The sequence below is a fragment of the Cupriavidus sp. LA-1 genome (assembly GCF_055385985.1).
Genome location: NZ_AP031389.1, coordinates 210,733 through 225,068, shown reverse-complemented (window position 1 = coordinate 225,068; position 14,336 = coordinate 210,733). Strand labels below are relative to the sequence as shown.

General features: G+C 59.7%; 11 protein-coding genes and 1 pseudogene. 7 read left to right on the top strand and 5 right to left on the bottom strand.

Going from position 1 to position 14,336, the window contains the following annotated elements; translation table 11 throughout:
* Positions 1–21: 21 nt before the first annotated feature.
* Together ACZ5MJ_RS33375 and alr are read right to left on the bottom strand one after the other, a co-directional pair.
* A complete protein-coding gene (locus ACZ5MJ_RS33375; RefSeq protein WP_464226742.1) occupies positions 22–651 on the bottom strand; it encodes a glutathione S-transferase family protein in 630 nt (209 codons plus the stop codon).
* Between the two features lie 200 nt (positions 652–851).
* Positions 852–2,093: an alanine racemase gene (gene alr / locus ACZ5MJ_RS33370; protein WP_464226740.1), complete on the bottom strand. Its 1,242-nt coding sequence runs from the start codon at positions 2,091–2,093 to the stop codon at positions 852–854.
* A gap of 361 nt (positions 2,094–2,454) precedes the next feature.
* Here alr and ACZ5MJ_RS33365 point away from each other — a divergent pair, with 361 nt between their 5' ends.
* The 4 genes from ACZ5MJ_RS33365 (at position 2,455) to lpdA (ending at position 8,364) form a co-directional block, all read left to right on the top strand.
* Positions 2,455–3,060 carry a LysE family transporter gene (locus tag ACZ5MJ_RS33365; RefSeq protein WP_464226738.1) on the top strand — a complete coding sequence of 202 codons (606 nt, stop codon included), beginning with the start codon at positions 2,455–2,457 and terminating at the stop codon, positions 3,058–3,060.
* 123 nt (positions 3,061–3,183) lie between these two features.
* Positions 3,184–4,683 carry a lactate permease LctP family transporter gene (locus ACZ5MJ_RS33360; RefSeq protein ID WP_464226736.1) on the top strand — a complete coding sequence of 500 codons (1,500 nt, stop codon included), beginning with the start codon at positions 3,184–3,186 and terminating at the stop codon, positions 4,681–4,683.
* 474 nt (positions 4,684–5,157) lie between these two features.
* On the top strand, positions 5,158–6,510 hold the full coding sequence (gene aceF / locus ACZ5MJ_RS33355) for a dihydrolipoyllysine-residue acetyltransferase (RefSeq protein ID WP_464226734.1): 1,353 nt from the start codon (positions 5,158–5,160) through the stop codon (positions 6,508–6,510).
* A 66-nt stretch (positions 6,511–6,576) separates the two neighbouring features.
* Positions 6,577–8,364, top strand: a complete 1,788-nt coding sequence (gene lpdA / locus ACZ5MJ_RS33350) for a dihydrolipoyl dehydrogenase (RefSeq protein WP_464226732.1) — start codon at positions 6,577–6,579, stop codon at positions 8,362–8,364.
* Between the two features lie 289 nt (positions 8,365–8,653).
* Here lpdA and ACZ5MJ_RS33345 read toward each other — a convergent pair whose 3' ends face one another.
* Positions 8,654–9,550 carry a LysR family transcriptional regulator ArgP gene (locus ACZ5MJ_RS33345; RefSeq protein ID WP_464226730.1) on the bottom strand — a complete coding sequence of 299 codons (897 nt, stop codon included), beginning with the start codon at positions 9,548–9,550 and terminating at the stop codon, positions 8,654–8,656.
* A gap of 105 nt (positions 9,551–9,655) precedes the next feature.
* Between ACZ5MJ_RS33345 and ACZ5MJ_RS33340 the strand changes: the two genes are divergently transcribed.
* Entirely contained in the window at positions 9,656–10,273 is a 618-nt protein-coding gene (locus ACZ5MJ_RS33340; protein ID WP_464226728.1) for a LysE/ArgO family amino acid transporter, read from the top strand.
* Between the two features lie 14 nt (positions 10,274–10,287).
* Positions 10,288–10,980 (top strand): B3/B4 domain-containing protein, encoded by a 693-nt coding sequence (locus ACZ5MJ_RS33335; RefSeq protein WP_464226726.1) that lies wholly within the window; start codon positions 10,288–10,290, stop codon positions 10,978–10,980.
* Between the two features lie 91 nt (positions 10,981–11,071).
* On the opposite strand, the gene ACZ5MJ_RS33330 is transcribed toward ACZ5MJ_RS33335, so the two are convergent.
* Positions 11,072–11,629: an RrF2 family transcriptional regulator gene (locus tag ACZ5MJ_RS33330; protein ID WP_464226724.1), complete on the bottom strand. Its 558-nt coding sequence runs from the start codon at positions 11,627–11,629 to the stop codon at positions 11,072–11,074.
* Positions 11,630–12,069: 440 nt separating this feature from the next.
* Positions 12,070–13,028, bottom strand: a pseudogene (locus tag ACZ5MJ_RS33325) (DUF4158 domain-containing protein); the annotation flags it as partial.
* A 188-nt stretch (positions 13,029–13,216) separates the two neighbouring features.
* On the opposite strand from ACZ5MJ_RS33325, the gene ACZ5MJ_RS33320 reads away from it, so the two are divergent.
* Complete coding sequence (locus ACZ5MJ_RS33320) at positions 13,217–14,242, top strand: IS110 family RNA-guided transposase (RefSeq protein WP_464226722.1); 1,026 nt, start codon at positions 13,217–13,219, stop codon at positions 14,240–14,242.
* Positions 14,243–14,336 lie beyond the last annotated feature (94 nt).

Here is a 14,336-nt window from a genome sequence, read left to right as displayed (position 1 = left end):
TCGGGCGGGAGCGAGCCGAGTTCAGGCGAAGAGCTCGTAGGGAGCCTTCCAGCCTGGAAGGGATTGCAGGCGATCCAGCCACCGGCAAATGGCGGGATGGGTCTCTCGAACGTCGAAGCCGAATTCTTCAGCCGGATAGAAGAGGTACCCTGCCATGGAGAAGTCTGCAATGGTGGCCCGGTCGCCAACGATGAACGAGTTCGTTTCGAGATGCTTGTTGGCGATTGCCAGCGCTCCATCGACTCGCGCTTTGAAGAACTTCAGCACCTCTTCATGCGGCGCGGGCTGCATGAAGGTCTTCATCCATCGGTATGTGGCCAGGTAGCTGGTGAACTTGTGGTTGTCGAACAGGATCCAGCGCACGATTTCCTGGACCTCAGCCGCATTTGCGCCGCCGAATTTGCCCGTTTCCTGAGCCAGATGAAGGAGTAAGGACCCCGACTGGGTTAGCTTCTCCCCATCGACTTCCAGAACCGGAACTTCCCCCATTTCGTTGACGCTACTGCGCCATTGCTCGCTTCTCGTCTCGCCGCCGAAATAGTCCACTTTCTGCGCATTCCACGGAATGCCGGCGCAATTCAGCGCCAACGCGACTTTGTACGAGTTTCCGGATTGGGGGAAGTAGTGGAGGGTGTGCTTCCGTTGCGACATGGCGAGTAGCGCTGGTACGAGTGTGATGCCAACTCCCGCTTGGCAACTGACTGGCACAAAGAAGGGATTGAGGCAAGGAGTTGCCGGACTATAGCAGTGGAGGGATGGCCAGCACAGGGCCAGTTTGCAGAGATTCGGTCAGTCCAGAAAGGGGTGCCCCCCTCCAGCCCGCCTGGAGGGGGGTTTATCTACCCGAGGGACTACTGTCCTGCCGCCGCGCCATTTGGCGAACGAAGGATACGTGGGTTGACAGACCAACGAGTCGTCATCTCGACCATCGACTCCTTTATGAACTTCTGGAGATCGTCACCGGTCAGTGCACCATTGCTCTGCGCTCCGTACAAGACGACTTCGTCGTTGGTGCTGATGTCGGGGTAGTCAGTGACGTCTGCCATCAGGGTATTCATCGTGATGGCCCCGACAATCGGAACCTTGTGACCCCTGATAAGGACGTCACCAGTGGTGTAAGCCTTGCGGTGGGCGTCTGCATATCCGACCGGAATATTCGCAAGGCGTGAGTCCCGTTTCAGGATGTAGGTATGACCATAGGTCACGCCGGTGTTTGCAAGGTAGCTATTGACCGTGGTGACCCGGGTCTTGAAGGTCAGCAGCTTCTCGAACTGAGGATAACTGGAGTAGCCGTAAAGGATACGACCAGGTCGGACCATGTCGAAGCGAGCCACAGGTACCTCCATTGTCGCGTAGGAGTTTGCGGCGTGGAGGGTAATGTCCTCGCGCCGCAGCCCGCCGTTAGCGATGATCCAGTTTGCATCGTCCGAGAAAGCCTTCGCTTGCGCCTTGATTTTTTCTCTGTCCTCCAGTGCGAAGTGGGTCATGATGCCGACGACCTGGAGATTCGGTGTCTTGATGATATCCAGGGCCTGCTGTCGGCCGTCGGGTGCCCTCATCTCGATGCCATTGCGATCCATCTCGCCGGCGTTCAGGGCCATATGAATACGGACAGTCTTGTTCGCCTTCTTTGCCTCATCCGCCAGTAGCTTGGCGCCGGTCGGGTTGCCGACAAGCTCCTCGATATCGAAGCGCATACCTGCGACCATTTCTGGGGTTGAAGCAGAGCGCAGTCGAAGGATTTGTCCCTTGTAGCCGGATTCGCGAGCAATACGCGCTTCCTCGTTGCTGGCAATGTCGATGCAGGATATGCCTTGGCGGATCACGCTGGGCATGAGTAGTGCCAGGCCGTGGCGATACGCGTCGGCCTTCATCGTCGCGCACAGCTTGGTACCTTGTCCGATGGTCTCTCTGGTCCGGACGATGTTCCGCTCGAACGCTGCGGCGTCTACTTCCACCCACGCGTTGGACCACCGTGTGGCATCCGCATCGTAGGTACCCGCAGTGGGCGAGGTCATGGGAGCGTGGGTTGCGCAGCCACCTGCCGTCAGAATCAGGCAGGCAATCGCGAGCGACTTCATGGCGCAGTTCATTAACTTGTCTCCTACAAAGTGGTTGTTGTTTTTACTGCTGCCATGGATTCTGATTGACCACCCGCGCGCCGACTATGACCGCAAACTGATAGCTGATATTCGGTTTTCGGAGCTGCATGCTCGCAAGGAAACCGGATCCTAAGAGACCTACCTAACCCCACTTGTGCCCGCGATTCAGGATGGCCAACCGGTCCGTATGAACTGCCGAAACGGCATAACTCATATGCCCAGCAGTGCATGGGCAATGGTGTCTGCGCTTCCCATACTTTGGGTTTCAGGAAAATCTCCAGAATCCGGCGCGCTTCATCGACTAACCACGATGTCTCCGGGCCCAAGCTCGTGTCACAACTAGGACATCGGCGTGTTCTCCTCACTCTTCGCAATTTGGTTGCTGCACGTTGGCGCTCTGCTGACCCCGGGGGCAAACGTCCTGTTGGTCTCTCAGTTGGCAGCCAGTGGAGACAGGCGGGGAGCGTCGTACGCTGCGGTTGGAATTGCTATTGGTGCGGCGATCTGGTCTTGCGCGGCGGTCATCGGGTTGGGGGCGCTCTTGACGGCGGTACCGGCGCTACGCAGGTCCATGCAAGTCTTCGGGGCCGCATATCTTCTCTATTTCGCCGTACGCCTTTGGCGTAGCGATGCTTACGCTATGAACGCCGCTCGTTCGCTGACGGCAACGAAGGCAATACGGACGGGGATGCTCACAAGCCTTTCCAACCCGAAGCCCGCGTTGTTCTACGCCGGTGTCTTTTCGGTAGCCCTACCGCCTGCGGCAAGTCCCACTCTCATAGCGGCGGCGCTCGCGATTGTCGTTGGGAACGCCATGACTTGGCATCTGGTGCTCGCGTCGATGTTTTCTCTTGAGCGCCTACAAGAAGCCTATGCAGCAAAATCTGAAGCACTTTCACGCTTGTCAGCGGTGGTGGTAGGCGTAATGGGGCTGTCGTTGCCGGCGTCGTCACTATAGGGATGAATGCGGGACGCCCTCGGTGGGTGGCGCTGGTTGCTATGATCTTGGCTTCATTGTCCAAGCCATCATAGCTGTCAGCCCGGTAGCGCTGACTCGCGCCTCTTCGGAATCGAGCAACAAATGCAATATCTTGTTTGGGCGATGCCTGCATTGCTCGTCGTGGCGGCTATCGTCAGCGGACGGGTGTCCGTGGCGGTCGCAGCACTACTAGGTCTGGTCGCCTCGGTTCCTGTCGCGGTTTGGGGCGGGGTCACTCCGTTTGGCTACAAGGAGCTGGGACTAGCGCTCGCAAGAGGGGCATGGATTGGATTGACCATTGCGCCATATGTGTTCGGAGGCCTCCTCTTCTGGCGGGTGGCGTCGCGGCATTCGTCGAAGGTGGAAGCCAAGGCGACGCAGCGCCAAACCGAGCAAAAAAGCACGCTCAATCCGCCGGCAGAAAGGCGCCGACGGCTGTTCTTTGCCAGCTTCCTCGTAGGACCATTCGCCGAATCTGCGACGGGATTCGGCGTTGGCATGCTGGGAACCGTAGGGATGCTGCAGAAGTTCGACATTGCACCGCGATACCTGATGGTCTTCGCAATGCTCAGTCAAACAATGATCCCATGGGGAGCCATGAGCAGCGGGACGGTACTTGCCGCGGCCTATGCGCGCGTCACACCTACGACCTTGGGACTTCATGCAACAGTGCCTGTAGCTCTGTTGATGCCGGTCTGGTTAGCCATGTTCTGGCGCACAGCGCGAAATGCCGGGTTCGAGAGTTCAGTGAGTGAATGCGTTCGCGAGGCGTCGTGGATCACCTTGGGAATGCTGCTCCTGGCTGCCGCTACGGCTGCTATCGGACCGGAAACTGCGCTTCTTGCCTCCTACGGCATACTGATTTCGGTGTACTACCTGCTGGCGGAGCGTCCGAGTTCGAGCGAACTGCTCGTGGCAGCTCGCAAGGTTCTGCCGTTCATCCTGCTCATTTCTGGCCTGGCGCTGACACGGCTGCATCCTGGAATTCGAAGCGAGTTTTCGTCTCTTCTGAGTATTGCTCCGTTTGCAGACTTGCCACAGTTGCGTCCGCTATTGCACGCTGGAATTTGGCTGATCGTCGACGCCCTAGTCACGGCTGCTCTTACGCGCCAAGGACATCTTCTTTGGTTTGAGGCGAAGGGTGCTTGGAAGACTGGTCACCAGGCAATCTTGACGGCGTTCTTCTTTGCCATGATGGCCGAAGTTACGACGGGCGCGGGGATCGCCGGTGCGATTGCTAATGGACTGATGACCAGTCTGCATGAAAACGCTGTGCTGCTTGCACCGGTAGTCTCGGGCTCGTTCGGGATCCTGGCGAACAGCGGAAATCCTCCTAATAGTTTATTCCTTCCCTCTCTGCAAGCTCTGGCTGTCCAGGCAGGACTCAGTGTGGCCGCGGTGGCGGCAGTGCAGCATGTCTCTGGCATGTCTCTGGGATTCTTCTCGCCAGTGCGAATGACCATTGCAGCCACGCTCTCGGATGGAAAAGGGCAGGAGCGCTCCGTGTATCTATTTCTATTGCCGTATGCGCTCGCAAGTTTTTGCGTCATGACCGCCATAGCATTCGCCGCCATCTCATACCCTGCTGAAGACATCAAGTGATGGCCGACGACGCCGCACGAACGTGTCAGTGTCGACGTCGTAACAGCATATCTCCCTGAATTGCATCTGTAGCAGTATCGATATCAGCATCACGTGCGTTGGTCTTCTTCCTAGAATCTCCAGCGTCGCTAAGTCTGTCCTCTCCTCAGTTAGCGGCCGCGTTAGATGGACTATAAGGCTCATGAAGTTTTGCGAAGCGGCGGGCTGGAGGCGGGTTGCATGCCGCCCCGATGAGGGTGCCTATGCCGCGCGCTTATGTCAGCTATCGGCTAAAAACACGCAGCATCTTGTGCCGTAGCGCGCGCCCATACGGCCTGAATACGGGGCCAAATGCCGCACCCACATAAATAGAATCGTTGCCACCAGGTAACGAGCCCTGCGTAGCGAGCGCGCATTGCGTCCGCTGAAGCCGGCTCAAGCGCTCACGGTGCGACTGAGTAGTCCCCATGAAGGGCAACGATTGCGAGAATAAAGATGAGTCAAGTTTGCGAAGTAAAGGTGCCGGACATTGGCGACTTTGGTGCCGTGCCGGTCATTGAGATTCACGTGAAGGCAGGAGACCAGATCAATGCGGAAGACGCGTTGGCGACGCTGGAGTCGGACAAGGCCACGATGGACGTGCCGTCGCCGCAAAGTGGCACTGTCAAGGAAGTGAAGGTCAAGATCGGCGATAGCGTGGCTGAGGGCACGCTGATTCTGATCCTGGAGGCGAATGGCGTAGCCCAAGGCGCTGTCGCAGCAGCGGCGGCACCGGCCCCTGCGCCAGCCCTGGCCTCTGCGGCTGCTGCGCAGGCAGAGACGTCCGCGCCCGCTCCTTCGCCCGCGTCCGTGGCAGTGCCTGCGCAAGTGGCCTCGCCTGAACCTGCTTCACCGGTTCCTGCTGCAGCCAGTGCTGCTGCGCAAGGGGCTGGCGTGAATAGCTCGCATGCTAGCCCGTCAGTCCGCAAGTTCGCGCGTGAACTGGGCGTCGACGTTTCGCGCGTTCAGGGTACCGGCCAAAAGGGCCGTATTACCCAGGAAGACGTACAGAATTTTGTCAAGGGTGTAATGAGCGGACAGACCGCTGCACCGGCAGCCGCGGCGAGCGGCTCGGGCTTGGACCTGCTGCCGTGGCCGAAGGTCGATTTCACGCGCTTTGGCGAGGTAGAGTCGAAGCCGCTATCCCGCATCAAGAAGATCTCCGGTGCGAACCTCCACCGCAACTGGGTGACGATTCCTCATGTCACGAACTGCGACGAAGCGGACGTTACCGAGCTCGAAGCCTTCCGCGTTCAGTTGAACAAGGAAAATGAGAAGGCCGGCATCAAGGTCACCATGCTTGCATTCATGGTCAAGGCCACCGTCGCGGCACTCAAGAAGTTCCCGAGTTTCAATGGCTCCCTGGATGGCGACAACCTGGTGCTGAAGAAGTACTTCAACATCGGTTTCGCTGCAGACACGCCGAACGGCCTCGTTGTGCCGGTTATCAAGGATGCCGACAAGAAGGGCGTGCTTGAAATCAGCAAGGAAATGGGGGAACTGGCCAAGCTCGCTCGCGAGGGCAAGCTCAAGCCCGACCAGATGCAGGGTGGGTGCATCTCGATCTCCTCCTTGGGCGGCATCGGCGGAACCTATTTCACCCCGATTATCAACGCGCCGGAAGTCGCCATCATGGGTGTAGCGAAGTCCTACATGAAGCCTGTGTGGGACGGCAAGCAGTTCGTGCCGCGCCTGACGCTGCCGCTTTCGCTGTCTTGGGACCATCGGGTTATCGACGGCGCGGAAGCCGGCCGATTCAACCAGTACTTTGTCCGCATGCTGGAGGACTTCAGGCGAATCTCCGTGTGAGCCGCGTGGCGTGGACAAATAGAAGCCTGAAAAACTGAAGGCAAAGCAAAGTACTGAGGAGTAACAATGAGTGAAATCGAAGTCAAGGTGCCGGATATCGGCGATTTCGACGCGGTGGAAGTGATCGAGGTGCTAGTGAAGGCCGGCGACACGGTTGAGAATGAGCAGTCGCTGATCGTGCTGGAAAGCGACAAGGCCAGCATGGAAGTGCCGTCGTCGGCCACCGGCAAGGTGGTTGAGGTCAAGGTCAAGGTGGGCGACAAGGTCGGCCAGGGCGCGGTGATCTGCACCGTCGAAGCCCAGGCCGCCGCCGCCCCGGCGCCCGCGCAAGCGCCGGCCCCGGCTCCGGCCGCTGCCCCCGCGCCGGCTGCCGCGGCACCGGCCCCTGCGCCGACCGCCGACACGCAGGGCGGTGGTGCCGACATCCGGTGTGAAATGCTGGTGCTGGGCGCCGGCCCCGGCGGCTACTCGGCAGCTTTCCGCGCCGCCGACCTCGGCATGAACACCGTGCTGGTGGAGCGCTACGCCACCCTCGGCGGTGTCTGCCTGAACGTAGGCTGCATCCCCTCCAAGGCATTGCTGCACAACGCCGCCGTGATCGACGAAGCCAAGGCGCTGGCCGCCCACGGCATCCTCTTCGGTGAAGCCAAGATCGACCTCGACGGCCTGCGCCACTACAAGAACCGGGTGGTCGGCAAGCTGACCGGCGGCCTGGCGGGCATGGCCAAGGCACGCAAGGTGCAGGTGGTGCGCGGCATCGGCAACTTCCTCGACCCGCATCACCTCGAGGTCGAGCTGACCGAGGGCGAGGGCAAGCGCAGCACCGGCAAGAAGACCGTGATCCGCTTCGAGAAGGCCATCATCGCCGCCGGCAGCCAGGCGGTGAAGCTGCCCTTCATTCCGGAGGATCCGCGCATCGTCGACTCGACCGGCGCGCTGGAACTGCCCGACGTCCCCAACAAGATGCTGGTCATCGGCGGCGGCATCATCGGCTTGGAAATGGCCACGGTGTACAGCACGCTCGGTGCCGAAATCGATGTCGTGGAAACGCTCGACGGCCTGATGACCGGCGCCGACCGCGACCTGGTCAAGGTCTGGGAAAAGAAGAACAAGGACCGCTTCGGCAAGGTCATGCTGAAGACCAAGACGGTGGGCGTCGAAGCGAAACCGGACGGTATCTACGTCAGGTTCGAAGGCGAGCAGGCCCCGGCTGAGCCACTGCGCTATGACCTGGTGCTGGTGTCAGTAGGTCGCGCACCCAACGGCAAGCGCATCAGCGCCGAGAAGGCTGGCGTGGCCGTGACCGACCGTGGCATTATCAATGTCGACAAGCAGATGCGCACCAACGTGCCGCATATCTTCGCGATCGGCGACATCGTCGGCCAGCCGATGCTGGCGCACAAGGCGGTGCATGAAGCCCACGTTGCAGCCGAAGCTGCCCACGGCGAGAAGGCGTATTTCGACGCCAAGCAGATCCCGTCGGTGGCCTTCACCGATCCGGAAGTGGCTTGGGCCGGCCTGACCGAGGACGAGTGCAAGGCGCAGGGCATCAAGTACAGCAAGAGCGTGTTCCCATGGGCCGCTTCGGGCCGCGCCATTGCCAACGGTCGGGACGAAGGCTTTACCAAGCTGATTTTCGACGAGGAAACCCATCGCGTGATTGGGGGCGGTATTGTCGGCACGCATGCGGGCGACCTGATCAGCGAAGTTTGCCTGGCCATCGAGATGGGCGCGGACGCGGTGGATATCGGCAAGACCATCCACCCGCACCCGACGCTCGGCGAATCCGTCGGCATGGCGGCGGAGATCTACAAAGGTGTCTGCACCGACGTGCCGCCGCTACGCAAGCGCTAAGTACCGCGCCTGGTGGGGATGTTTGCAGGAATGGGTTAGGCTCTGTGGCCGAAGCTCGGCTACAGAGCCTTCTTTCTTGACCGAAAGTCTTGATCTAACAGGAAGTCTTACGGGCTACTCTACCTGGATGACGCGACTGTACTGCTGAGGACGCTTGGGCATATGGACAGGCTCCCGTCTAAACCTCCGCGCGCTGGCAGCCTGACCGCGAAGCGGTTAAGGAACGTGAAGTGTTGAAGTACATGGTCGACGGCAAATCATCCTTGGGACGCTACGGGTGCGGGAACTCTCATGTAATCAAAGCTCTTCCAGCGGCATCGTTTAAGGCCCGCGTGATTTGCTGCAGCGTGCTAGAACGCACGGCCGCATGCTGCCAGTACAGTGGTACGTCCAGCCACCGTGTGAGGTCAAGGACGACAATGCGCGTGGTCTGCAAAGCTGGCTCAACTAAGATTTCGGGGGCAAGACACCAGCCAAGACCGAGAGCCGCCGCTTCGACAAAGCCGGTGGACGTAGGCATGTAATGCACTGGTGGTCTTATCCGTGCTCTAGTAACGCGTCGCATAAAGCGCCACTGCAGTTCATCCTTGCGGTTGAACACGATCATTGGGGCATGCGCTAGCGCAGTCGCCTCTATCCCATTCTCAAAGTGGCGTGCGGCGAATTCCGGCGAAGCTATGGCGCGGTAGCGTAACGCACCGAGCGCGTGAACTTCACAACCTTGCAACGGCCTTGCTTCAGCAGTGACTGCTCCCAGGACCGAGCCGACGCGAAGGAATTCGAGTGTGTGGTCCTGGTCGTCTACGTACAGATCGAACAGAAAGCCGTGTTGCTGGTGAAGAATAGACAGCGCCGGCAGGAACCAGGTTGCCAGCGAATCGTCGTTAACAGCGATGGCCACGGAGCGCGCTAATGTCGTTGCATTTTTCTCCGGGAGAAAGTCAGCCAATGCTTCGTCTTGGAGCGCTTGCATTGGTCTAACACGGCACAGGAGCCGCTCGCCCGCAGGTGTCGGCCGACATGGAGTTTGGCGCACAACGAGTACCTGCCCTAGACGATCTTCGAGGGCCTTAATGCGCTGAGACACGGCTGATGGCGTGATGGACAGCCGGCGTGCAGCGGCCTCGAAGCTACCCTCCTCAAGAACCGTGGCAAAGGCGGCCAACTGCGGATGTATCAGGTCCAATTTCCCACCTACATTAGTTTTACTTCATTGTACTAAGAAATATTAGCTATCCTTAGGACAAGACACGGGGCAACATTTCTGCTTCTCGCTTCCTCGTGTTCTACCATGTTTGTCGCTGCAGCATCCGCCGGCTTTATGACTGGAGCCGGCCTCATCATTGCCATTGGAGCTCAGAATGCCTTCGTCCTGCGACAGGGGTTGCAGCGTCGTCATGTCGGTCTTGTCGTCGCGGTCTGTTCCCTGGGCGATATCGCCCTGATTCTCTGTGGGGTTGCCGGAATTGGCGCGCTGGTGCAAGAGTGGCCTGAGTTGTTGCAAGCCTTGCGGTTTGGCGGGGCAGCGTTCCTCGGTTGGTATGGCCTAAAGGCCGCAACGCGAGCATGGAACGGCTCCAGCGGGTTGACGCCAAGCCAAGCCGATGAAGCAAATTGGTGTCGCATACTGCTTGCTTGTCTTGCGTTCACCTTCCTGAATCCGCACGTCTATTTGGACACGATGATCCTAGTCGGCAGCTTGTCCACACGTTATCAGGGAATGGTTCAGTGGGCATTTGGCCTCGGGGCTTGTGCGGCAAGCTTGTTGTGGTTCTCGACGCTTGGCTACAGCGCGCGCCTGCTGGCTCCAATCTTTCGAAATCCAGTGGCTTGGCGTGTACTGGACCTGATCATCGCGGTGTTCATGTCCGTACTGTGTTGGTTGTTGCTGCTCCATCCTCTCTCGTGAACTGGAGGACCTCGATGTCCGTTGTTGTGCCGTTACTCGATCCCGCGATTGCGGTTCTTGCCCCCGGCTTTAAGGCCATGAGCATCACCGTTGAGGCTGCTGGCGTGGCCAATCCTAGTATTGCTACCGACGCGCTGGATCGGGCATGCCAGTCGCTATTAGTAACAGGCGCAGCATGGGCGGACGCCCATCTCCAAGAGTGGGCGGAAGTCTTCAGAAGGTTCGGTGTCAAGCCGCAGCGAACGCCTTGTTCTGCTGAGGCCCTGCGCAAGCGGGTGCTGCGCGATGGCTGCCTACCGAGCATCGATCCCGTCGTCGACCTTTACAACGCCATCAGCATTCAGTATGCGGTTCCGGTCGGAGGAGAGAATTTGGCTGCCTATGTCGGTGTTCCTAGATTGACCATTGCTGACGGAACCGAAGTATTCGACACCATGAAGGATGGCATGCTGGCCAACGAATCCCCGGAGCCGGGCGAAGTCATTTGGCGAGACGACAAGGGCGTGACCTGTCGCCGATGGAACTGGCGGCAGGGCGTCAGGACGAGGCTAAGCTCAGATGCCACACATATGTGGTTTATTCTAGAGAGCCTGCCGGCAATGCCGGTAGCTGCTCTGCATGAGGCAGGAAATCGATTGGCCGAAGGGCTGCAGCTTCTGATGCATGAAGCAAGGATTGAACAACACCTCGTCGGTTTTGGACTGTAGGTAGGGGTGCGGACAACCTGCGGGGCTACGCCGTCTCGACCCCTTTCAACAGCTCCACTCCCAGCCCCTGGGGGATGGAATCGAATACGCCTCAGGCGCTCTTCCGTGTCTTCCCACGGGTGGGTTCCGGCTTGTCGCCGCGTCGGTTGGCCGCTCGATCCGACAACCATCTGACGACCTGTACGCCATAGCTAGCGGGTGCCTTGTCGATGGTGCGCTGTGCAAGGTCGGCCAGGGTGTGCTGCTGCAGCTCCGCACGCATGGCTTTCTCCGCCGCCTGCATGACGGCGTGTATCGAGCAAACGCCACGCGTGGCCCACGCCGGTCCTTCATCTTCGAAGACGGCGCAGCGACTACGGATCTCGCGGCAGTCGAACAGTGGCTTGTCACCATCGATGGCGACCACCACGTCCTGGACGGTGATGCGGTTGGCGGGCCGGGCGAGTCGGAATCCGCCCTTGATGCCCTCCGTGGCGACCACCAACTCGGCCTTGGCCAACTTAGTGAACAGCTTGGCCAGAAACTCGCTTGGAATGCCCTGGAGCTCAGCCAGGTCCCGGACACTCGCTTCTTCTACCGCAGCTTGTGTGCGAGTCAGGTAGAGCAGGCAGTGTAGGCCATATTCGACGCCTGTACTGACGTGGGACATGATTAACTCTGACTTATGGAATCGCAGTAGCTAGCAAGCCTATACAACTCTCGCTTCGAGCGCAACGCATGACCCCTCAAGCGATACATCGAAGGCGAAGACCGACACCAGGTTACTCTGCAACCAGAGTATCTCTAGATCGGTGAAGACGATCCCCTGGCGTCATTGCGCCTTCGTTGATGAGCTTGATCTACATTCGTCGATGGCGGCCTGCTCCATCCGGTAGCCGGCGGGCAGCTTGGCCACGATCGGTTGCAGTTGCTGCAGGATGGCTGCGCCATCAGGCGGCGCCAGTCCGTCGGCGATCGCCTGGCGTAGCCTGAGATCGTTCGGAGTGTCATAGATGGCAGCGGGGCACCTTCGGCCTTGCCGATCTCGGGCAGCAGCCTGAATGCAGAGTTCAGACTGGTCCAGGCCCGGGCCGATCTTCTCAAGGCGAGTGTGCGAGCCTGCTTTGTCGTGGTCTTGTTGTAGGCGTGCCGAACCAGATCGGAAACGCGACGCCCTATTTGAGCAGCGAATCGGTCAACTCGAGCAGCGTCGCGCACAGGAAAAATACCAGCTCAAGAGTGCGCGTCGACACCTTGAGCTCGCGGGTCTTCACCGGACGGCGCGCCTGAATCCGCTGTGCCCAGGCACGCTGCTTATCGATCGGCACGGTGTCCAGCGTCCATGTGTGTACCCCGATCTCCTTGAGAAACCGAATTTTCTCCAGCGTTTCCGTGAGCGTCGTCGGACTGTGCCGGGCCGGCGGCGTCTTGAGCCACTCGAGAACGGTCATGCCTGCGGCGTCGTGTCGGCTCGATAGTGCTGCATCGGCGCGCACCAGTTGCGTCTCAGGAACGGTCGCCCCGATCGGGGCGAGTGTGTGGCGCTCGATCTCTGCCCAGACCGATCGACCGAGATCCCGCAGCGTCCGGTCGGCGGGAATCAGAATCCTTCGTTCGTACAGCCAGCAGTGCGCGTGCTGGAGCAGTTCGTCGAGCGTAAGCGATTCCCTGGCATCCTGGCCCATCCATGCTTCGCGGTCTGCCCACTGGTCCTGGCCGATTGACTTCACGCCCAGATACCCGCACGCCCAGATCAGGTGGTCGTAGAGCGTCTTGTACCGGCGATATAGGGGCCGAAGCGATGCGATCGTCGGCGTCGCTAGGCCGAGCCGCTGGCCGATGTAGTGGAGCAACTGGCGCGGCAGCGTACTGACCTGGCCGAGGCTATGCCCACTTGCGCGCAGAAATACCAGTTGGATGGCCGCCCCAGCGCGCCTATCGGGCCGAAAGCGGTCATTGATCGCCGCGACGTCGCTGTCAGTCAGTGCGAAATACCGCTCCACATCGAATTCCGACAGCCGCATCGGCAACCGGTCACTTCCTACATAGCGAAATCCCAAGCCCGGCATCTCTTGCCCCCGATCGAGATGGCGCGATCCGAATCGCGGGCGGATATGTTGCCCTCCACTCATTCGCAAGCGGCCAACCCGTGTGGGCTGTTCGGAAAGCCTTGTCGGCAAAGGCTTTCTGGGAAACCGCCAGTTTTTACTGAGATGGACCCGACGCCTGGCCTTAACCTGACACGTGGGGCTTCATCATGGAAATCGACATCCTCGGCATCGACCTCGCCAAACATGTGTTCCAACTTCATGGCGCCGACCGCCGCGGACGGCCTGTGCATCGAGCAAAGGTCTCGCGTGGCTCGCTCCTGGAGGCGGTGCATACCCTGAAGCCAGCGATGGTTGTTATGGAAGCCTGCAGCACAGCGCACCACTGGGCACGGCGCTTCCAGTCGCTCGGCATTGAGGTTCGGCTAATCAGCCCACAGTATGTGTCGCCCTTCGTCAAGACCAACAAGAATGACCGCAACGACGCCGAGGCGATTGTCGAGGCTGCTAGCCGGCCCGCTATGCGTTTCGTTACCGTCAAATCGGTTGAGCAACAGGACATTCAGGCCGCGCACCGCATGCGTGCGATCCTGCTACGCCACCGTACCGCCATGATCAATCAGATGCGCGGCCTGCTCGGCGAGCGCGGACTGACGATTTCGCGCTCCCCAGAGGCGTTCAGCCGTGCAATCCCGGAACTGCTTAGCAAGAGCGCCGACGAACTAACGTCGTTCTGCCAGACGCTACTGACTGAACTGCTGCAGCACCTGCAGGCGATCGAAGAGCGCGTCCAGCTGATCGAAACATCGATCCAATCGTTTATGAAGCGATCCGCGCTGTGCAAGAAGATCGCGGAAGTGCCTGGCATCGGCCCAATCACCGCCGCGGCTATGGTCGCCGCCGTCGGCGATGCCAAGCAATTCAGGAACGGCCCACATTTGGCGGCTTGGCTCGGCCTGGTGCCACGTCAGTACTCCTCGGGCGGCAAGCCTCGCCTGCACGGCATTAGTCGGCGCGGCGACACATACTTGCGGACCCTGCTCATCCACGGGGCGCGGGCGGTCCTCCGCTACGCAACGAGAAAAGTTGATCCGCAGAGTGTCTGGCTGCAGCAGCTGATTGCGCGACGCGGCCACAACTGTGCGGCAGTCGCGCTAGCCAACAAGAACGCCCGCATCATCAAAGCGCTGCTCAGCAGCGACTCGACCTATATGAAGCGAACCGCGGCAGCATAACCGCAAAACCGCTTGCAAGGAGGGAATACCCACGCAGGTTTGCGAAGCTTCTCAAAGCGATGACGAAATTGGTTGAACCAGCATCCTAAAGCCT